The sequence below is a fragment of the Bradyrhizobium sp. UFLA01-814 genome, from assembly GCF_046718885.1.
In the GTDB taxonomy this organism is placed as follows: Bacteria; Pseudomonadota; Alphaproteobacteria; order Rhizobiales; family Xanthobacteraceae; genus Bradyrhizobium; species Bradyrhizobium elkanii.
The window spans coordinates 1-20,450 of record NZ_JAQOSR010000028.1 but is presented as its reverse complement, the minus strand read 5'-3'; the positions used below and the strand labels follow the sequence as shown (position 1 = coordinate 20,450).

General features: G+C 56.7%; 12 protein-coding genes and 1 pseudogene. 4 read left to right on the top strand and 9 right to left on the bottom strand.

All coding sequences use genetic code 11. The features are described 5' to 3' along the window. Positions 1-218: 218 nt before the first annotated feature. A complete protein-coding gene (locus tag PMN64_RS11310; protein ID WP_411780744.1) occupies positions 219-806 on the top strand; it encodes a hypothetical protein in 588 nt (195 codons plus the stop codon). Positions 807-1,433: 627 nt separating this feature from the next. Here the strand turns inward: PMN64_RS11310 and PMN64_RS11305 are convergent. The 5 genes and pseudogenes from PMN64_RS11305 to PMN64_RS11285 all read right to left on the bottom strand — a co-directional run bounded on the left by PMN64_RS11305 (position 1,434) and on the right by PMN64_RS11285 (position 6,883). Continuing rightward, the gene (locus PMN64_RS11305; protein WP_411780743.1) at positions 1,434-2,357 is read right to left on the bottom strand and encodes a hypothetical protein; all 924 of its coding nucleotides are present in this window, start codon (positions 2,355-2,357) and stop codon (positions 1,434-1,436) included. Between the two features lie 729 nt (positions 2,358-3,086). Further along, complete coding sequence (locus PMN64_RS11300) at positions 3,087-4,472, bottom strand: hypothetical protein (RefSeq protein ID WP_411780742.1); 1,386 nt, start codon at positions 4,470-4,472, stop codon at positions 3,087-3,089. Positions 4,473-4,539: 67 nt separating this feature from the next. After that, positions 4,540-5,802: a hypothetical protein gene (locus PMN64_RS11295; protein ID WP_411780740.1), complete on the bottom strand. Its 1,263-nt coding sequence runs from the start codon at positions 5,800-5,802 to the stop codon at positions 4,540-4,542. A gap of 629 nt (positions 5,803-6,431) precedes the next feature. Beyond that, a pseudogene (locus PMN64_RS11290) lies at positions 6,432-6,671 on the bottom strand (sacsin N-terminal ATP-binding-like domain-containing protein); the annotation flags it as partial. A gap of 32 nt (positions 6,672-6,703) precedes the next feature. Continuing rightward, positions 6,704-6,883, bottom strand: a complete 180-nt coding sequence (locus PMN64_RS11285; RefSeq protein WP_411780739.1) for a hypothetical protein — start codon at positions 6,881-6,883, stop codon at positions 6,704-6,706. Between the two features lie 372 nt (positions 6,884-7,255). Between PMN64_RS11285 and PMN64_RS11280 the strand changes: the two genes are divergently transcribed. Next, entirely contained in the window at positions 7,256-8,452 is a 1,197-nt protein-coding gene (locus tag PMN64_RS11280) for a hypothetical protein (protein ID WP_411780738.1), read from the top strand. A gap of 324 nt (positions 8,453-8,776) precedes the next feature. Here the strand turns inward: PMN64_RS11280 and PMN64_RS11275 are convergent, their stop codons facing one another. Continuing rightward, positions 8,777-9,232 carry a hypothetical protein gene (locus PMN64_RS11275; protein WP_411780737.1) on the bottom strand — a complete coding sequence of 152 codons (456 nt, stop codon included), beginning with the start codon at positions 9,230-9,232 and terminating at the stop codon, positions 8,777-8,779. Positions 9,233-9,933: 701 nt separating this feature from the next. On the opposite strand from PMN64_RS11275, the gene PMN64_RS11270 reads away from it, so the two are divergent. After that, complete coding sequence (locus PMN64_RS11270) at positions 9,934-10,467, top strand: hypothetical protein (protein ID WP_411780736.1); 534 nt, start codon at positions 9,934-9,936, stop codon at positions 10,465-10,467. A gap of 897 nt (positions 10,468-11,364) precedes the next feature. On the opposite strand, the gene PMN64_RS11265 is transcribed toward PMN64_RS11270, so the two are convergent. From PMN64_RS11265 to PMN64_RS11255, 3 genes are all read right to left on the bottom strand, one after another. After that, complete coding sequence (locus tag PMN64_RS11265) at positions 11,365-13,614, bottom strand: di-heme-cytochrome C peroxidase (protein ID WP_411780735.1); 2,250 nt, start codon at positions 13,612-13,614, stop codon at positions 11,365-11,367. Positions 13,615-13,683: 69 nt separating this feature from the next. Continuing rightward, on the bottom strand, positions 13,684-15,054 hold the full coding sequence (locus tag PMN64_RS11260; RefSeq protein WP_411780734.1) for a hypothetical protein: 1,371 nt from the start codon (positions 15,052-15,054) through the stop codon (positions 13,684-13,686). Positions 15,055-15,165: 111 nt separating this feature from the next. After that, entirely contained in the window at positions 15,166-18,363 is a 3,198-nt protein-coding gene (locus PMN64_RS11255; protein WP_411780733.1) for a hypothetical protein, read from the bottom strand. Between the two features lie 913 nt (positions 18,364-19,276). On the opposite strand from PMN64_RS11255, the gene PMN64_RS11250 reads away from it, so the two are divergent. Further along, on the top strand, positions 19,277-19,465 hold the full coding sequence (locus PMN64_RS11250; protein ID WP_411780732.1) for a hypothetical protein: 189 nt from the start codon (positions 19,277-19,279) through the stop codon (positions 19,463-19,465). Positions 19,466-20,450 lie beyond the last annotated feature (985 nt).

Sequence of the window (20,450 nt, the reverse complement as noted above, 5' to 3'; positions counted from 1 at the left end):
TCGGCGGGGCGCAGATCACTAGCAACGACCGCACGCGAGTCGCTCAACCATTGTATGGCGAGGACTCGATCTTCCTCCCGTGTCGTGCGTCTAATAGCTGATGCGAAGCGATCAACAAGCCACTTCCTTATGCCGTCTGTAATTGCGTTGAACATAGCTGCGTCCTAAGGTCGTCTTTTCATACAACAGCACTTGACGCACTTGCGAGGGAAATCCGGATGAAAACGGCATTTGTATTGGCGCTCCTGGTCATTGCCCCCACGACCGTTCGCTCAGAGGAATCCTCAGCTAGCCGCATCGACCGCATAACTAAGTCGGCGCGCGACATGATGCCCGGTATTCCCTCGATGCCATCCGTATCACTCCCATCAATGCCTGATCTCTCTTTGCCCGACTTTTCCGATGCGACGAGCAAGATGATGACGGAGTTCATCGCATTCACGCAACAAGTTGGGGATGCCCTGCCCTTACTCGAACAGATGGGTTACGAAGTCACGACGTTTAAGGTGACTTGGGCTTTGCCACCCAAAGCCCGTCTGCGTCTAAAGTCGAACGGAGACGCCGACATACAGAAAGTGAATGCAGTCGCGGCGAAGGCGACGGGCGGCGGAGTATTGGTATCCGCCCTCATAACGAGTGCCGCGACTGCGAAGCGCATCCAGAACACGATGCATCTGGGCACCGCGTATCTCGACGTAGATTTCGCGGTTCCACCGCGGGTCAACATGAAGTTTCTGAGCGCCAAGGCCAGCGAAAAGGACGAGACGATCCGAGATGCGGACGAGCTAGAAATAGCTTGCAGGTAACCGTTAGGTCTCCACGTCAATCGAACCCAGAAGTAAAAGTGAGGTCGAATTAGGTTGCCCGTGACAAATGCAACACCCGATGGGCTGACCTGGGCTGGTCTTCTCACATCCGCAAATGTTGCGGTTCGCGCAACGCTGTGGCGTATGGCTTGGTGTGTCGCCCCGAGCCCAATCAGGGGAGGCGAATTTGTAATTGGTGAGAGCTACAGATCGATGAAGGTTTGGCAGTGCCGATCGAGCAGGCCAGCTGGAGCGTTACCCGAGCCCGGCGGCCGCAATGGTTTGCACGCGGCGGCATGGATTGTACGCACCCATCTTTGATGCTCTATCATGTACTGGATAGCGCGGCCGACTAATCGCCGCGCCTCAGCTGAGTCCTAAGAATCGCTACATACCCAAAGGCCGGTCTTGGGGTCAAAATGACAAAATCGCGTTGGCGCACCGCTTTTCGCGTCAAAACTGACCATCACCATCTTGCGCTTCTGGTCGATACTCAGACCCCTCAGCGGATGTCGCTTCTCGGTTCGCTTGTGAAAGCCAAGCCGCTTCGCCGCTTGGGGACTTCGTGGGATTGAATGAGATTTCTGTTTCACAGGCATAGAGTTGCTCCTCCGATCAACTTCAGCCTCACTTCAGAGACTGACTAACTGCGAGGCCTATCTGAGCAGCAAGGTGCGCGTTCTCTGCTGGTGTAGAAAGCTCGAGGCTCCGTGCTGTCCGGACGGGCCTGCCTGTATGACTAACCGCCACCTTCGGTTTCGCGCCGTCAGCCAAAGGCCCGAACGTTATTGTCAAATCCTGTGTTCGGTCTCGTCCAGCCGTAAGAAACGATCCCGAAGTGTTCGCCGTGAATTCGACGAGCTTCCACGAAGGCGTGGCACTACCATTCGATACTATTTGGAATTTCACTTCGTGCTGAATTACATTCGTAGGGTTCTTGCTGTTTTGATACGCGATGATGTTGGTTGTATTGGGCAGCAAAGCCGCGTGCAGCCAGTCGTAAAGTTTCAAATCGCTTACGACGAACAAGCTCGCCTTGGGCAGATCGTCAGTAATGCACGTCAGCTTCATCGAATTGTACGCGTCCGCCAGCTCTTGCACCGTAAAAAACATATTGAGTTTGTCGGTTCGCGTCGCGGTGCTGGACAGGCTGCCCCCGAGCCCTGCCGTAAACGACTGGGAGTTGCTCCAATTCCTAATGAATGAAACTCCGGGAGCCACGCCAGAATTTTCGGCAATATTCAGATTCAAAGTAACCTGAACGCCCCATGTTTGCTCGAACCAATCGAGATGCTGAACCGGCGGAGGTGGCGGGGCCGAACTGTTTGGGATAAAGACAGTTTGTCGATGCCGGCCTTCCCACAGCACTCTTTGAACAGCGCGCCGAAGTTCGCACACCACCTGAGCCGAAATCTGCTCAACCTTGTTGGCGGCGTCTTTGGGCGTGCCCCAGAATTCTTGAATGTCGGGCACGACAGTCCCGCAGCCTGACAGGGCGATTCCGATTAACGCTAGAATCCAGCCATTGTTGAATATCGATTTCGCAAGCATTGAACGCCCCCGTTCAAACGTCGCAAACGTATTAAGTATCCGCGGTCATCACACAACATCGGAGCGCGGCTCACAATACCCAGAGTTGCTGTCGGATCGCAATAAACTCATATGTTGCATTAAGGTTACAGTTCGGCATTGAGAACGCTGCCCTCCTTCGCTTCCGTTTTGACTTCGCCCGACGAGACGCAGTTAAAAACAACCGGGATCTACCTACGGTCATTCATGATCGACTCATGGCAGAGTTCGAGGCTGCAACCTACTCGCTAGTGAACACAAATTGTCTTGGCCAAAGGCTTGTGGTGGCCAACATCGAATAGATCGAGCAAAAACATACCTTGCCGAGATCAGTGCGCGCCAACCTCATGCGCATCGTCGCCTTGAAGATCGCATTGATGGAGCTACCGCTGCGCTCACCGAACCCTGGCGCAACATGCGCGCTAGCCGGTTCGGCAGCGTCGCTGAGTTTTCGCCCCAGCACCGCCCTTAGCAAGTGCCGGCCATATCGCCTTCAACGCGCTCGCTTGCCGCCATCACCCCTCTCGAACCGATACCTGATGGAGCCGCTCCGAACGACGCGAAACCTATTCCTCGTACCCGCGCCGACCGGGTTACTCAGAGGCAGGACGTGCCGGCGTGACGGATCGAACACGAATGGCACATACAAGATCCTGAAGCGTCGCTTGCCTTCACGGCTAGCGCTACCGGCGATCTCAAGCTCCCGGGCGCTCAGTTCGAATTCGCCCCCCCCTCCACACCTCCGCGCGTTGCGGAGAAGTGGTCCCGGACAACGCCAATGTCACGACGAATCGCACGCGCCAGCATGCCCTCGCCTGGAGCCAAGGAGGCATCCGAGTAGCCCGCCCGGAGCAGGCGTCCCAAAATGGGCTCCAACGTATTTCGGCGTGAGCCGAGGAGCTTGGTTATCGCCGGCGCGGCCTCGAGTAGGAGATCGATGCGGATCGGATCATCGCCGCTGACCAGGAGCGTTGGGATTCGGGCATGTCGGATCGCCTGGACGCGATCGTCGCCCCGAGCCGTAATTTCCTGACCATCGATCAGGAGCGCGAACCGATTGCACCGCCTCAGGCGAATTTGTCGTAAGCGGCGATCGAGCTCATCAGTCGGCAGCGTGCGAAGCTCAAGGGCGTCGCCGAGATGTTCGTGGGCGAGGACAGCCACGTCACTCAGCCATGCGAGGCCGCCGGCAACGAGGTGAGGATCGGTCGGCCTGGCCTGGAATGCCTCTCCGTCGACAAGAAGCTGAACATCTCCAGAATCGGCGAGACTTGGCTTAAAGCCGCCAGTAGTCGCTAGCAGGTCCCGAACAGCCGCGCCGTCTGTCTCGCCTACATCGAGAACGGGCTCGCCGCGGTCGGCAAGCGCTCGCGACGCGAAGCCCTGTCGCTCGGTAGTCACGTGAACTACGGGCGGCACATCGGGATTAGGTTCAAGCAGCTCGAGGCCACCCGCGCGCTCGACAACAAGTACCAACGAATTTCCGAGCGCCAGCCGCCGTTCTGCGACATCACTCCACGCACGGCGGAGCTGCTCGCGCAAGTCACGCCGTTCGGCTGCCGACAAATCGGAGAGTGCGTCGGCCAGCGATGCGAGGCGGCCCGGAGCAGACTCTGCCGCAGCCCAGTCGCGAAGCCCAACCCGTTCGTCGAAAAGGATTGCAGGCAGCGCGGCACGGCTACCGGGTTCTGCGATAAATCGTGGGACCATGCGAGGCGGTAGCTGACGCGCGACTGTCGTTGACCAACTCTCGCTGGGCGTCTCGAAGGTTGTCTCGTCACGCCGCGTACTTGCCGGCCAGCGGCCTTCCCGGAGAAACACTTGAAGCGGCGTTGGTAACTCAATCCTCTGCCAGCTGCGCCAATGCTCAATAGTGAATGTGAAGTGCGCTCCACCATTCTCGCGTAGATATGCAACGACAAGGTCGGAAAGCGCCTCTCGCGCGAGGTGCGACAGCGACGAATGCTCCAGTTGCCTAGGTAGACGCCAGACTTCGCCTTCGAGGCGATTGTCGGTCTGCGGATAAGCAAAGCTCTTCTTCCGCGCATGTGATGTCCAATGCGCGTCGAGGCCCAGGCTCGCTACACCCAGAAGCAAGATGCTGTTCCAATAGTTCGAGGGCGTCCCGTTTCGACGAAGAGCGCCGGCGATTGGCTGTAGTCCGTCACGTACTCCTAGTACGCCAAGGAAGCGCAACCAGTCTTCCCGTCGATCGTCTGATCCGGCGCGCGGCCAGTTCGCAAAACTGACAAACGAGCTTGCCCTTTTGCTCGTTGGCATCGGCGGACTGAGGCGACGCCTCGTGCAGATACAGTTCGAGCGTCCGGCCGATCGTAGTCCAGGACGCCGAGAAAAAGGAATCTGACGCGGGAAACCAGCCTGCGAGACAGGGAATAGACAAGCCTGCTTCACGGAGCCCATCCTCGACCGCTTTGCTGCCGGTATTTCGCCAGACGCGATATGCCCAAATCAAAGCCTCGCGCCGCTGGTTGTCGATTGGCGAGCTACCAAGAACCCCGTTAAGGCCGTTAAGCACCTCCAGTGGGTCATACCGTCTCAACAAGCCCGCCTTCTCGAAAACACGCAAGCTGGGCTCGGATATCTCGATCGATTGGCTGAGAAAGCGAAACTTGCGGGAGAGTGACGAAGGCGGGCTTGGCGGCCCTTCGCCGCGCCGGCCTGCATCCTTTCCAATGCGATGGAACACCGGCGGGGCACCTGCGAGGCCCCCGGCCGTCGCGCGGAGCAACTTGCCATCACCGTCCGGAAACAGCCTTTTGCCCTCGAGGCTTGAGAGGGGGATGGAAGTCGCCGCGTAGACCGCCACAACGTCATCGTAAAAATCTCGCCAGAGGCGCTGCGAATGCCGGCCCTTCGCGGCAAGATGTGTGACGATCGCTTCACTCCAGTAGGAAAGCGTGTCTTCGCTCGGTGAAAGCGGTAGCGACACCGCAGCGGCAAGCGCGCGAACGCGCCCGAGACGCGCTTCACCAATCGAGGGGGGCAAGATCGCAGCATTAGCGACGTTGGCAAGTTTAGCCGGCGTCAGCTGGTGCGTGTGAGCACCGGGCCAAGCATACAGATCGCTAAAGCTGACCCGCGGCGCAGAGCTGCCCTCGACAACCGGCCAGATGCCGGCATCTGCCAAAGGGCGGCCGAGACCGGCGAAGGCCTCTATGAGCTTCGCCATATGTGGGTCCGACCACGAAGCAAGGTCGACGATCGCGTTTTCTGGCAATGCCAGGTCACCATCGACGATCGCTAGCGCAGCTTGCGCGGCCGTCCTCGCTGCCACCTCCAACAGATACTTGTCAAGTGGCAGGTCCGGCTTGATCGACCGCCGGTCGATGTCTGCGAAAAAGGGGGCGTCGATATGCCCCGCCATTGGCGAGACCGCGCGATCGTCCATTGGCAGGAAATTGAACATTCGTGGAGCCGCCAGCATCCGCGAGCCGAGCGGGACCGCCACCGACGCGACGGCATCCCCCTTCCAGGATAGCCAGCGCGCTTCAACGGAGGCGCGGCACTGACGCTGGCGCGAACCGCATCAAGTACCTCCCGCTTTGGCAGAACTTGCCGGACGACTAGAAAATCGTTTGTGTCGTCGAGGGTTACGCGCTCCATCCTGAGCCCATCGGGAAGTTCGGCCTCGATCGGCGTGACCTTTCGCGTCAATCGTATGCGTCTGGGTGCCTCCCCGAACGCGACGACGATGGCTTCCAGCGAGGCCAATCGATCCAGGGAAAGCAGAACCGGTGCGGGTGAGTCGAGGACTGCCGTCACCTGCTTGCTGGCTAGCTGGGTAGCCTCAGACGTGGCCAGCGGAAGAGCAACCACTGTGGCATACCCTTCCTCGGCCAGTCGGCGCACTTCGGCGGACTGCTCGCGAGCCGCAACGGGGACGAGATAGCGAGGCACGTTTGACGCAACTTTTGACGGAACTTCTGTGGATGCCCTCAGGTCAACGAGCCGAGCCTCTATCTCATTGGCCGTGGCGAACCGGAAGCAATAGCCGTCGAACTCGCGAGCCCGTGCGTGCCCACCGACCGAAAAGACGTGAACATCATCCGTAAGTGCTTCAACGCTCCGAAAGCCAAGACCTTTGTTGCCAATTCCCTCGCCAATCTCTTTATCACTCGTCCCGATGTTACGAATTGCCTCGAGGTTGGAGTCCGTAAACGGACGTCCCTTGTTCGCGACGAGCAGCTCGCCGCGGTCAGGAGCATCGATTACAAGGCGGATCGCAATCTCTCCTTTATCCTCGGGAGGGTGAGCGTCGTGCGCATTCTGGAGCAACTCGAAAAGAACACGGTCGCCGTACTGTGTTCCTATGACGTCGTTGAGGCTCTCAGGCTCTCGTAGACCTTGAGCTTTCGATCGTGCGCGTCGAGCACGTGTTGCAGCTGCGAGCGTGTCAGTGCTTCTATCGCGTCGGCAGCGGTCGACGCCGACGGAAGGACCTGTGGCCGGCCAGCCAACTCATCAGGAGAATCGTCCAGATAGGTCATATGGTTATGTCAGATCCAAGCTATTGTCCTGCTAACGTGTTCATGCGAGCGCCCGTTGCATAGGGCGCGCTGCGCCCATCATGGCTAGATCCGACGATCTATTGAGCCCGCTAGACAGATCTCTGATCAATAATTTGCGTTTGGCCGAGAGCAATCTTAAGGTGCTTCTATCCCGCGATCTCAATTATTGACTGCATACCATGAGTTCAACTCCGGAGTGAAGCGACTAGCGACGCAAGAACCCAAAAAGCTACTGATCATCGAAATCTTGCGATCAGTCCCTTGCCGCAGATCTTACTTGGCGCTCCTGCGGCGACCATTTCGGTTTGCTCAGCGAGCGCTCAGATCTATTTTAACGATTGAACTGCAGATATGACGAGCTTTTTTCAGTCCATACGGCAGTTTTTCCAGCAGCAGTACGATGGCAGATACTTTTCGATAGTGCTGCTTGAGCTCTTCCGTACGGAGCCGGAATCTTTCCTCGCGATTCTCAATAATATTGAGGGTTTGAAGTTCTGGACTCGATTTGCGGGTCAAATCAGAAGAGGCGAGCTGAACGCCGCATGCGAGCAACCGTTTCCCGGACAGGGCGGGATCCGACGAAGGGCTGATCTCTTGTTTGGCCTGGGCAAGCGCCCCGTGCTGCTTGTTGAGGTGAAGGAATACGACAACAAAACTCCAACCAACGGAGCTCAGCTGAACGATTACTTGAAAGTCGTGAACAATGAAGTCGGATTTCTTTACGTATACCGTTTTCGTCCCAGACCGGCTGACCTTCAAAAGCTGACCGCTGCGCGCTCGAAGGGAAGACCGGTGGCGCTCATGCGGTACGACGACATTTATAAAGCGCTGAACAATGGCGATCGAGGACCGCTGGCGAACCTCGTCTGTCGCTATCTGGAGGACATTGGTGTGGGCGTATATCAACCTATCAATCTGAACGGACAAGACAGCTCAACCGCAAAATTTCTTCTCGTTCAAATGCTGGGAATACGGCACAAAACTGGCTTGGGGCGACTTCAAAGTGCGGCATCAGTGATAGCCGGACCGCAGTTGTTGAACAAACTCTTGGCCAACATGGAAGTGATCGGCGAGAGGATCCGAGATTCAAACCCCCGTTTAATTCCGGCGCGTTTCCAAAGGCGTTTCTACGTCAATCACTCTTTCGACGTTAACAAACTTCGACGCGACATCCGCGATGTTGCGACAGATGGTGAGTTACCGGAGGGCACCGAAGCTTACGTCAATGGTGGAAACATCTACTTCTGCGCAACCGGCACGCTGAGAAATTCCGGCAGCGCAAAGGGCCGGAGCAACGTCGTGCTCGAGGTGGGATTCACGCTGGAACTCGAGCTGCAGAAGCGATCCATCAGACTCTACGCGTACGCGGAATTAAGGGGCGACGGTTGGGAGCTCTACCGCTACCGACCCTTAAAGGATTTTCCAAGTGAGCAGGCTGCCCTGCAGGTGATTTCAGGCCTGCTGAAGACGCTCGTATCCGACGCAGAAGCGAAGGCGCCTTCGTCTGCCTGGGCGATTGTGAAACGCTTGAATCCTGCTTGCGATTGATCCGCCGCTTGGGCTCATGGTGCACCACGTAAACTCCCAGAACACACCGACGCAAAGCAAAGACTGGACGATGCCTTGAGATAGGAAATCTTCGATGCGGCTTTACGGGGTAGCATTAGACAGCACCAATCCCTTTCCAGCATCCACGTAAGGACGTCGGTGACGAGTGCCATGCGCTCCTTGACAACTAGAACCTTTTCAAGAGCACGTGTGTCGTCGTTGTGAGCGACTAAGCCGGCGGGAGAAACGTAGCGACGAGGCGTCTGACCTTCGCCATGTGTCGGTCTACCGCGCTCTCGCTCTGACTGTCCTTTTTCCTCCCTGTCATTTGAATGGCCACTGTGCTGTCACGCCCCAGTCCAAGATAACTTCGTCATACTCCTTTGCCTCTAGTCGATCTTTTCCTCGGACGATTGCGAGGCTGGCCCATGCTCGCCGAGTTTCCGTTACCCGGACGTCTGGGCCTTGGGAATACGTTCGAGGGGTTGGATCGGTATCGTAGATTTCGACTATCATAATCTCGTCGGCCAGCCGCGGATTGTGCGCGCTTGGCGGACGCTTGGCGAGAGGACAGAGCAGGCGCTCCGCGTCGGTGTCATCCCGATCATCTTTGCTCGCAACATTTTTCAGAGAAAGCCAAGGTACGCCTTCCACGTCGATTACTTCGGCCTCTTGTGCGACTTGTCCGCGGCTCTTTTCGAGCCACGCAAGAATGGCTTGAAGACACGGTTCGGGAGCAAACTCGACCTTTCGTGGTGGGACGACAAACGTTGAAGACATCGGTTCAACTCGGAAAATCGTTTAGGTGCTACGTCCCATACAATCGCAACCAGAGTTCGAGCGAAAGCCGGACTATTGTATCAAAAGTATTTCGGAATTGATTATGCGGGTGTGGAACACTTTGCAAGTCGCCAATCCGTTTTGAACATATGATGGGAGGGCTGCTGCGACGCATTGCGGTGATGAAAGCAGCGCCTGCAACTCTAGAGGCTCTATTGTTTTGGGGGCCGGCGCAGCTCTTCAATCTTGGCGCCATAACCGGCTGCCGCAGATGCGTTCGGAGCTACGGCCTCGGGTCTACATCGATTTTCGGGCGGCGTGCCGCATATGCGGCCCATCTCAGCCGACCCGACGCATTTACCGTTCGGGCCACGATAACCAGGGCCGCCTCTTTCTCCGCATTGCGCTGCGCTCGGTGCGCGATAACGAAGCATGGCGCTCCTCTCGCCGGCGACGCCTCCACTGGCGAGTGAGCGTCCTTCCCTGCTCGCAGGCTGGCGCCAGGCATCTCGTACAAAACGGACATTAGTGTCGTCCCAGCGCCACAACATTTACAATTTTTCTGAGCTGACTAATTCGCGATTTCCATCGATGTGGCGTTAATCCGATACTCGCTTGCATTGCGATGCTCGACGTCTACCCGCACGCCGGGTAAGTGCCCGAGCGAGGAAAATTCGTGTCTTAATCGTCTGGAGGTCACTGTGGCAAAGGAATTGAAATCACGTCGCGTAAGCTCTCCGAAAACCGGGCTCCATCGTGGCACCACAGGATACGCGATCAACTTCTTCCGTTCGGATATCTTGGTCAACCTTCAGCTGGATCTAAAGAGGCTCGAAAAATCAGGCATTGATGAAGACGTCTGCAGCAAGATTAGAGAGCTGCTCAGTGCGCTTGTCAGTGCGGCTTCGGCCGAACCAAAGGGCTCCTTTTGGGGAAGAGCCGTGCACAAAGTATTGCGGGATTACGAGCTCACATATCGAGAATGGAACAACGTAAAGGGAACCGATACTGAAGCAGCGCGGAAACGAGATGAATTGCTTTCCAGCCTGCAAGACATAAGGCACGCCATTGCGAACGTCTGCCGCCGTAACGCTCATAGCCTATCCGAGGCCCACGATCTCGAACTGATTACTGCGATCAACGAAGCTCTCAAAGAGGCGATCAAGGCCGTCCCCGGAACATTTTCTGCTCTCACCAGGAGCGCCGAGCGGTTTGCGGCCCGCGCTCTGACGTGAACGCTGCGTTAATCAGGTTGTTCGAATCCAAACAGATGCATTTGACTCACCGCTGATCTGTGAGAGAATTCTTGACGGTTGTGGTTCGAGCCGCCTCGAATACGTCCCCCTCGACGGGAGAATGCGCAAGCAGCCACACCTCCGGCAAAAGAGCCGCCACGTGCGGCCTCCCTTGCTTTTCATGAAGGCCGATAGGTTGCTTTGGTGTGCTTTCCTGGACCATGTTGAAGCGAACTCTGTAGAACCTTGTGAGAGCATAAGGATCCTGTCCACCCTTGGAGGAGACGATTGCTCTTTGTTACCGCGCAGAGGCGATACCACTTCAGCCATCATTTGCAGCCGATAGTCGACTGTCAAATCATCGGGTGCACACCCAGATCACGTTCCGAGGAGATGTTTGCGTAACCTGCATGCACCCTCAGCGATCGCGCGGCACGCAGGATCAAAGGATCTGCGAGTTCGACGTCGCACGCGATGCTGCCCAGCTCAGTCGCGGGAGCACCTCCGGGGTTAGCAGGATCAAGAACGTCAGAGCGTTTTCGAGCGAAGTGGATACCGGTTCGTGTGAAGAACAAACGCGTCAAAACAGCAATCTAGAGCCCCCGTTCCGATTCAATCGGAACGGAAAAGGCTATAGCGCTCTACTCCAGGCGGCCAAGGCTGCAGCCTCGCCTGATTGACCCGATGAGGGAAGCGAGGTGTCGCTCGGAATGACTGGCAATTGGACCGACGGCCGGCGCCGTCATCCGATCCGCAGGACGAAGTCCGGCAACTTCCTTCCAGGGGACTGAGTGACATTTCCTCAATCCATGCGAGAGTCTACGTCGACTGTCTATTTCCTGCCGGTTTGCTCCTGCAGTCGCGTGACGAGCGTTGGGCTTCCAGACTACGCTCTCCTTACAGCGTCTTCAGATACTCGAGAAGTGCTCGCCGTTCGATGTCGGTCAATTCTGGTCCGATGACCCCGGACGGCAGCTTCGTTATATCGGTTTCCTTGCCCTCGAATGAATGCCCGCGATTGCTGTTCCCAAGCAGCGATACGTTAAAATCCGTCAGGCCGGCCGCACAGGTGTCGCCCGCTCGCGTTTTCGTAACAAGCCCAACATTGACTGGATCGAATTTACGGCTGCCAACGCAAAAAGAGCTCGGCCGCTGGCTCTGCGGCAATAGCATGTCCTTCAGCGTCGGCACGGAGCCGTTGTGCAGGTACGGAGCCGTTGCCCAAACACCGTCCAGCGGACGCGCCCGGTAATGAGGTTCAAGAGCAAGGACCTCTTCGTCCTTACCGTTACGGCTTGCCCGCGCGCCAACATAGACACGTGGGTTCTGGCAGTTTTTCCTCGGCCCCCACATCTGCTGCTTGGCCTTTTCGGACGAGTCGTTCGCAACATTCCATTGATCGATCGTCTTGCCCACTACGTCCATCAGCGCGAGCACAAATAAGGGATCTGCCGCCCGATCGGCGGGAAGCCCGCAACCCCACGCCTTGTTCAGGTCGTCGACCGGACTGAGGCCGAGCGAGGCGGGCAAGTGAACGCGCCGCGTCGTCAGGACGTTGGATTGTTGACGATCAGTGCCGATTGCATCCACCGGCAACTGAACGACGTTGAAATAGTGGCGTCCCCCGATCTCTACCCAATTCTTCTCGCCCTTGGCAGAGCGATCCGGGTTCTCCGGCTTCCAGAACGAATCGTCCGGCCATTTTGCATCGAATGCGGGATCATTGACCGGTCCCCGGTGGCATTCAAAGCAATGCGAGCGATAAAGATCGCGACCTTTCTCAACGAATTTTTCGTCAATGGCCCAGGCCGGGTCCCCTCGGAATTTCTCCTGCGCGTCCTTCCATCGCGGCGCGACAAGCCCGCTGAATTTTCTGCTGCTTGCGTCGACCGACGAAAATGGATCGGTGCCACGCAAAAGCTCCTCGAAATGCGCGATATCAGATAGATGGATGGATGATTGAAAAAGCGGCCGTCCCGGCGCGGGTGCGCGCATATTGATTTTCGCGCTGACGCCCAGCGCCTCGCCGGAATTGCGAACGAGCTCATTGAGAACAGAGGCGTCATACTGCGCCCAAAGGAAGTACGGCGTGTCCCAGATCGGCGGAAAACTCACAGGCGCGTCGTTGCGGGCGAAGTTGCCCTTGAGAAGGGGATCGCTCAGTTTTCCGGTCGCCGGGTCGAGAAAATTGGCATAGAAAACCTGGTTGCCGATCCGGTTCAACGCGTCGAGCCGGCCGAACCCCTCGTCGAGATTTGCGACGCCCTGCCCGGTCAAAAGACTGTCGCTCAGGGCCTTTTGTTTCTTGATCTTTTGAAGGGCGAGCTCCAGATCACTCCGAAGCCTTTTGCGATCGATACTGCGGCCTTCTATGTTTTCCAGCCGGCTGGCGAAGCGTTCGAACCGCCACGGCAGGATCAGCGTATAGCCTATTGACAGCCCAATGACCCGTTCAACTTCGCCGAGATTGACCATTGCTGGCCCGCCATCATAGCGAATACTGACATTCTTGTACTCAAGATGACCGGTATGACAGGCGGCGCAGGTTAGTCCGATCTGATCTTCGTAGAGAGCCCCCGTCGTCGGGTCGACGCCCCCCTTCAGGATTGCGAAGCCCACAGGCAAACCATTTGGATTGTCGGGCGTGCCTGGTGTCCAGGTCGAGGTCACGTCGTTCGAGGTATCCTCGTGGTAGCCGTATGAGGGTGCGTTACCGGCAAAGTCCTTTGAGCTCGGACTTGGGATAAAACCAAGCCGTCGCAGATAATCGTCGTCCGTCAAGCTCGTGTAATGGATGGACAACTCAGGACGTTCCAGAGCCAGGAACCATCGGTATGGGACGGGAATGGTCGCCGTGCCCTGCGATGTATGGTGAAACCAGTAACGCTGCCGCGACTGCCAGTTCTGCGGCAGCCAGTATGCGCTTTCGATCTTCGACGGCGCGGGCAGTGTAGCAGGCAGCAATTGGGCAACGAGATTTGCTTCATTTTTGATCTTAAGCGCCACATCGCGAAGCTTCTCCGGCATGAAATAGGCCATGCCGATCGACGCCACCGCAGCGAACACAATCGCAAAGAAGAGACTGGTAATATGAGGCCACCGCCTCACCCCGCCGCGCACCCAAGAAGAGAACGGACGACCTCCCATGGCAAACTCCTCAATCCATCAAGATAGCGCTTTCGGCGGCGCGAGCGCGCCGGCTGACAATGGCGCTCATTACTTGTTCAGCAACTGGCTATTGATGAAGGCCACCACGTCAGCTGTCTCGGCTGCCGCGCGGCGCGTGATGGTCGCGGCCGCCGGGCCACCGTGCAAGAACGATGGAAACCAACCGAAATTGCGAACATTCCAGTCTTCCTTGGGCAAAACAGCCCGGTTCACGCCGGGCACTGCGAAGCTTTGCACTTTCCTGACAAGCGGCTGCGCCGTCTCGGTGTGACAGCTCACGCAGTCCGTATTGAAGAAATGACTCTTCTTGGGATCGGCAATGATATTGACGATCTCGCGCACGCGGCTATTCGGGACACTGGCATCGATAAAATCGGCTGTCGAAACGCCCTTACGATTGGCATTAGGCAACGGAGGATTCTGCAGCGTCGCGTGACGACACGTCACCGGATTTTGGTTGTTCGTGGCAGGCCGCGGGACGACGTGCGTTCCGCCGACGATGCTGAACATCTGTGCGGCATGCTGACCATCGAGCGTCGGACCAGGCACCGGTATCAGCCCGGCTTGCGGGACCCTCAGCATCGAGACGAAAACCCAGGGTTCAGGCGGTGAAATGCCCATGACAGCCATGGTGTTGAGGCGCTGCGGCGAGAGATGCTTTTCGAGCAAGGCTTTGAGCGCATCACGAAACGGCTTGGCAGATGCACCTACAAGGCCCGGATGCACGTTCATGTCACCGGCAGTCGAGACTTTGACATTGCCGAACTTTGCCGCCGCAAGTTGATCACGCAGAGATGCAACGTCGCGAACGATCGCCTTGAAGGCTTCGTCGTCAGGTTTGAACCGCGGAAATGGCGCACAACCATCAAGAGGTGGATCGGGTTCGAGGTTGAAGCTGAAGATAAGGTGACCGGCAGTGTCATGGACCTTGAGTCCTTCGGGTCCATTGGTTACCGGCTGGATGATCAGGCGGATTTGCGGCTGCCGACCAAACTGGGCGATGACATCAGCAGATAATCCCGGTGCTCCCGGGTCGATCCGGATGCCGGCAACAAACCAGGCATCGATCTTTTTCACAAGATCAGGCAGCTCAATGTGGCGCGCGCCGGAGTCCGGCACGCCTGGACGTTCAGGATTTTCGGCGTTTGCGATAAAACGTGCGAAATCCCCATCGGACAACAGCCGCTGCGGAGCCCGCGTGGGGCCAGCGAGATCGGCCACCGCGATCAGATTGACGAGGTCACCCGGCGATCTGGGTGCAGGAAACAGGATGGACACGTCGTTGGCTGACAGCGGCTTTGATAGCGTCTCGGCTGGGGCCGTTCCCACTCCCGAAGCAACGGCGAACATCAGGCCCGCTGCGAAGAGTTTTGCAAAAAACCGACGAAGCTTCGACTGGCGAATATTACCTTTTGCCATCGTTGGCAATTCTCCTGTACGTCTCACGGCTCGAATGTATCAGGTGTAGAGAGCGCCGCCTTCAGCGTCCGGCTCTTACGCATCACGGAGCGCACCGGCGGATCAGACTTCTTACTCACTACCGTAAAATTTGCTCTGCAGCGTTTTGAGTTGAGTGGGATGCAACGCCTCTTCAATGCAGCCAAGGAACATCTGGCTTCTGGCGTTGACATGCTCCCTATCAGCCGGGGCATGCTCCATGTCCGTTTGTAACGCCCGCACAGCGATCCAGTCCTTCGACGGATCCTTGAGCAGCTCAAACAGCGTTCGGTTCTGATAGGGATGCAGCCGGAAGTGAGCGAACGCAACCTTGGCTGAAATCTTCGCATCCCGCAGTGCGTCGGGAAGCGTGAGAAGATCAAGCCCCGCCAGGTCTCCGACCTGCTGCATGTGGTTCTGCGCTTCCTGATATTGCTCCCGTCCGACCAGTTGATACATTCCTCGCGGACGAAATTGCCAACCATCATCCGTTCCGGGCTGGTTGCCGAATGCGTTGCCCTCGTAGCCGAGAACAAAGTTTGCCAGTTCCTTGGGATGGTTAAGCAATGCGTCCATGCCGACGGGCGGTTTGGTCGCGGCCGCCAGGTCGGCATTGTTCTTGGCGATCCGATCGCGCCATTTGCTCGGCAGTTGCGAGACCGCGCTGTAAGAGAAATCTTCGCTGCTTCGGGTAAAATCGGCGCTGTCATAGGAGATTGACCCCAGGATGTAGGCCAGGATGCGCGGATCGGTCTCCTCGACGCGGTCCCATTCCTGCAACAAGGCCTTGACCCGCTCAGCCTGAAAATAGGCCATATAGCTCTTTCGATATGGCGGTATGGGTGGCGGAGCCGACGAATGGTCCTTGATCGATTCCGCCAGCTTGTGCTGGTACGCAGCCACCATATCCTGGTATTTCTGATAGCCATGCTCCTGCAACCACTTGCTCTCATAACAAGCAAGTAACGGCTGCGGTTTGATCTTTGGAGTTGGCCGATATTCCTTGTCCAACTCGTCGGCGTAAGCGGCCTGGGCAAGCTTGGCATCCTTGAGCGTTTCAAAGGCGGACGCGACAGATCCGTTCAAAAGATGAAATAACTTGACTTGCAAGCAATCAGCGTTGCTCTGCTTCTCGCGCGATTGATCGAAATCATCCTTGGGCACACAATCCCAAAAGCGACCGCTGCTCAACGAGATGATATCTTCGGTTTTCGAAGATAGCGTCCAGCCAAGCGGCAGGCTGTAAAACAAGCCGGTAATGTCCGTTCGGCCGAATGTTGGGAACCGTTGCACGCTGGGAGTTACATCGTTCTCCCCCCGGCGATCGATAGTGGTCGCGTGATTGAGCGCAACGTAGGTCCGAGAGCTTCGCGTGCTCAAGAGCGCGCGCACCGGCTCCATGAGTTCACCGAACATGAAGGAACCGTGATCTCCGAACTGACCGCTGACCAGCGACAACAGATAGATCCGGAATTTTGGCGCGTCGGAGGTGCCCCTGATGCTATTGAGTCGCTCAATCAAATCGAGGGCGGTCTCGATTCCGGAATTCTCGACATATCCGCCGTCCACCAAGCGCGCCTGCGGATTGGCGGTAATGCAATCATTCTTCAAGGAGATCGTCGCTGCCGGCGTCACCCACGGGAACCGCGCGCTCGCAAATGCCGCTGTGCTCAGCGGAATACGCAGTGAGCGGCTCGTGACGGTTTGACTGCTTCCCATGCCGGCGCGATCAAGTGTCGCGAGAATACACAGGTCTTTGTCTTTCGAGTGTAGCGGATCGATATCGAAGGGAGAGATGACAACGCGTTTGCCGCTCCCGGCATCTGTCGTATTCAACAACAGCGCTGGCATATTGTTGGAAGGTGTCCAGTGTGACTGAAAGTCGGCCTTGAGCAGATTGGATTGATCGCCGGTGCCCTTGTGGGTCTTGAGCATTCTGTCTGCCGCATTTTCCAGCGTGTATTCCAGAAAACGCGCGCGATCGAAACTTGGAATAGCGAGCGGAGAAAACAACTGGGTGAAATCGGTAAACAGAAAACCGGCAACCAACGGCGAGAGAAAATCCGTCTCCAAGGCGCTTGCAACTTGTTGTTCCACCGGTCCAGAAGCGTCGATATCCTCGGCCCGGCCGACGCCGGCCAGAAAGTCTGCGATTTTCGGGCATGTCTTTGCGTCGGGAGCGATCGCATCAAGTGGCGCATTGTCAGCATGAAGCGCGGCCGCGAAGATTGCCGAACCAACGCTTCCCCCGGAGACGCCGCTTATCGCAAACAGATGCTGACGAAATGCCGGACAGAGATCCTGCATCCTGGCTAGAAACCGCGCCGCATTGTTGGCTGCGTAGATGCCTCCGCCCTGGGCGGCCACAATGAATACGGGATACTCTCCGAGCCTCTTGGCCTCGGCCACCCGCGGTTTTTGCAGAAGCCACTCACGAAATGCTTCGACTGCAGAAATGCGCTTCTGTTCCGGTTGGCCAGCTGCTCCGGCCACGGTGCGCAGCCCATGGTCGTCGCTTCCAAACAAGGAGGCAACCAGGAACAAGCCCCCAAAGACGAGCGGTATAAATGGAAAATTCAACCTGATCGTCAGGAGTGCAAAGTGGATGGTGAGACCAACCACGCAGATCGTAAAGAGAGCCATCACGCCGAACGATCCGACGAATTGTGCAAGTCTATCGGGAACCAAAACGAACGCCGCTGTCAAAAGGGCGATGAGCCCGATCGTGAGCGCGAGAAATCTGTAGCGGATGAAATAGGCGTTGTTCGCCCGGCTCGCGAGCTCGGTAGAGCGGTCTCTTGATCCCATCCGCCAAGTGAATGTGACGAAACAGACGAGCAGGATCAACATGGCGAACGCGAGGATGAGCAGCATGTTTCGCTCGAAGGCGAGCGCCTGGTCCTGAATGCGGGAGATACTTCCGACTTCATCGCCCCCACTGATCTTTTCAGCCGGCCGCGAGGCGAGTTGACCTGCCGCCGCGGCGACTATCGGCAGCGCTCCGAGCACCACGGGCGCAAGTTTTATATAGAGGGCCAGCCGTCCGGTAGCGTGCGGGATATGAGGCAGGGTTGCAGTGGTAAGCTGAAAAGCGGCCGCCCAGATTGTTAGCGCGATCACGCCAAGGGCGATAAACTCCCTGACGGTTACCCACCCAATATCGTCAGCGGCGATCCGGTACAGCTCCTGAATCTGATCTGGCAGGTATAGCAATATTGAGAGGGCCACCGAGAGAACAACGATCCACCGGAGGTTGCGCAAAAAAGTAAAGAGTTGCTCGCGCACAGTCATCGCGTCATGTCCCCCATATGATCTGCGGACATAGTCCTGAGCGAGTCAAATAGGCTTGGATTCCAGGAATGCGTACCAGCTCCAACCGAAAGCATGACGCCGGAGATTACAGACGGCCCGCAACGAATTGACGAGGCATACGCTATCGGGCAGCGCGTCGAAAATTGACAACTTAACCTACAGTAGTGAAGCGACTTATCGATGTATTCTGTTGGACGGTCAAGAGATTTTCGATGCGGATGTCCAGAACCGTGACGTCGATGTTTTGCGCCACAGGTTAACCCACTCACGCATTTTTTCTTCACTCATTCGCTTACAACGCAAGAAACGTGCACCGCAGCCATGCTGCTCTATGTTGTTGTCGATCCTGATCGGAGATCGTCATCGATGGATGATTCCGAACGCTGAGAGGGAGAACTTCGATGCGTACGATCCGTTATATAATCTGCTCCACAATACCGATGGTTATCACAGTCCTCATTGCGACCACGTCCACTGTACGTGCCGAGGATTGCCGAACCAGCAATTCGCAGTTCTGTCAAAATATGAGGAATGCCGACGAAGTGTCTAGACGGCAACAAGCTGAACGTGATCGGCAGAATACGCAGCAGCGAGGCGCCAGCCAGTATACTGGCCCGAATTGTTGGTCCTCGGGTGCAAGTGGCACCACAGCATGCGGCTATCAAAGATCGACAAGATAACACCCAGTTTGTTGGATCGGGACCACGTTAGCGCCGTACGGTGAGCGCGCCATCAGATGCATCTGCTGATCTGGTGGTCGCACTCTCAGTGAGCAATGAATATTCGGCGTTTTCGTCTGAACGGGTTCAGGCGCGCGCTTTGAAGCCTGCGCATGTTTCCGAGTAGGGACAGAAGACAATGCACGGACTCCACAATGCACGGACTCCGCGGCGTGACGATCGTGTTCTGGATGGTGGCCGGGCCGCTCCAAATGCCCGTTGGGGAAAAAGCGCAAACAAAAGCTTCTTTCGAAATCGGTTGGACAACATTACCCACGCATTACCCACGCAAACCAAAATTGAAAATTTTCAACTCTACTGCAGAGACGCTCGGATCGTTGCGTACAGCAAGATTGATCTGAAGAATGTCAGATTTGAAACTGAAGCCCTCAATATAGTAAAATCTTGCGGCAGCGTATCTGCTGGAAAGATTGGATTAGTGAAAATTATTACCAATCCTTCTTCAATGGTTGGTGACTTCACATCTCACTTTTCCGATTGCGCGAAGGACACGATCGCTGCAAGGGCCGACGCGGTTGGTCTTGATACCCAAAACGAGCATGGAGATTGGCGACGCTGCGACCCAGGCGACGTCCTTAGGTAGCCTTGTGTCTTAGGTGAGACTGAGATGCTTGATGTTTTGACGCACTAGCACCCTGCCGAAGCACTTAGCGATAGGCAATCGATAGTCCTGGGAAACTCGTTGCTGGGCTGTCGGCTAAATCGGTCTGGAGGAAAAGCACCATGCACGCGTCACTGAAGATATACGCTACGAGCTTGGCGGCCAGCTTCGCAATGACCTTGTCTGCTTACGCACAGCAGCCAAGAAATCTGGATGCTCCAACTCTCAATACCGTAATCTACAACGTAACTGAGCTTAGGTTGCCCGTTCCCACTGGAGTATTGAGGATCTCGGGAGAGAGGAGATGGGATGGTTTTTTCCTTTCAGCCGAGAAAGTGGAGTTTGAACCGAATTCTAAACTGATATTTACGCAGCGCGCCCTCTCGCAACGCGGTCAACTGTTTATGTTATTGAAAGAGGTGACTTCGTTGTCGCAAGAAGCGCCTGGCCTTATTACGTGGGAGGAACCACAGTTGGGCGTCCCTCCGGACCGGGGCAACGCGGCGGGCGCTCCTGGAGGACGCCCCGATGATACAGGGGGACTAGGTGGTCCCACCGGCGATCCAGGTCATCCGGGAGCGAGGGGCGGCGACGCTCCGGTGCTGACCTTTGTCGTTGGGAAGATGTCGAGCCCTCTCTTGATAGATGTAAGTGGTCAATCCGGCGGACAAGGTGGTCCTGGCCCTGTCTCTTATACACATCTCCGAGCCCACGAGACTTAGGAT

Bases quoted from the DNA above. Each gene is read 5' to 3' on its own strand.
- PMN64_RS11310 (WP_411780744.1), top strand. From the start codon at position 219: ATGAAAACGGCATTTGTATTGGCGCTCCTGGTCATTGCCCCCACGACC.
- PMN64_RS11305 (WP_411780743.1), bottom strand. From the start codon at position 2,357: ATGCTTGCGAAATCGATATTCAACAATGGCTGGATTCTAGCGTTAATC.
- PMN64_RS11295 (WP_411780740.1), bottom strand. From the start codon at position 5,802: ATGTTCAATTTCCTGCCAATGGACGATCGCGCGGTCTCGCCAATGGCG.
- PMN64_RS11285 (WP_411780739.1), bottom strand. From the start codon at position 6,883: ATGACCTATCTGGACGATTCTCCTGATGAGTTGGCTGGCCGGCCACAG.
- PMN64_RS11280 (WP_411780738.1), top strand. From the start codon at position 7,256: ATGACGAGCTTTTTTCAGTCCATACGGCAGTTTTTCCAGCAGCAGTAC.
- PMN64_RS11275 (WP_411780737.1), bottom strand. From the start codon at position 9,232: ATGTCTTCAACGTTTGTCGTCCCACCACGAAAGGTCGAGTTTGCTCCC.
- PMN64_RS11265 (WP_411780735.1), bottom strand. From the start codon at position 13,614: ATGGGAGGTCGTCCGTTCTCTTCTTGGGTGCGCGGCGGGGTGAGGCGG.
- PMN64_RS11260 (WP_411780734.1), bottom strand. From the start codon at position 15,054: ATGGCAAAAGGTAATATTCGCCAGTCGAAGCTTCGTCGGTTTTTTGCA.
- PMN64_RS11255 (WP_411780733.1), bottom strand. From the start codon at position 18,363: ATGACTGTGCGCGAGCAACTCTTTACTTTTTTGCGCAACCTCCGGTGG.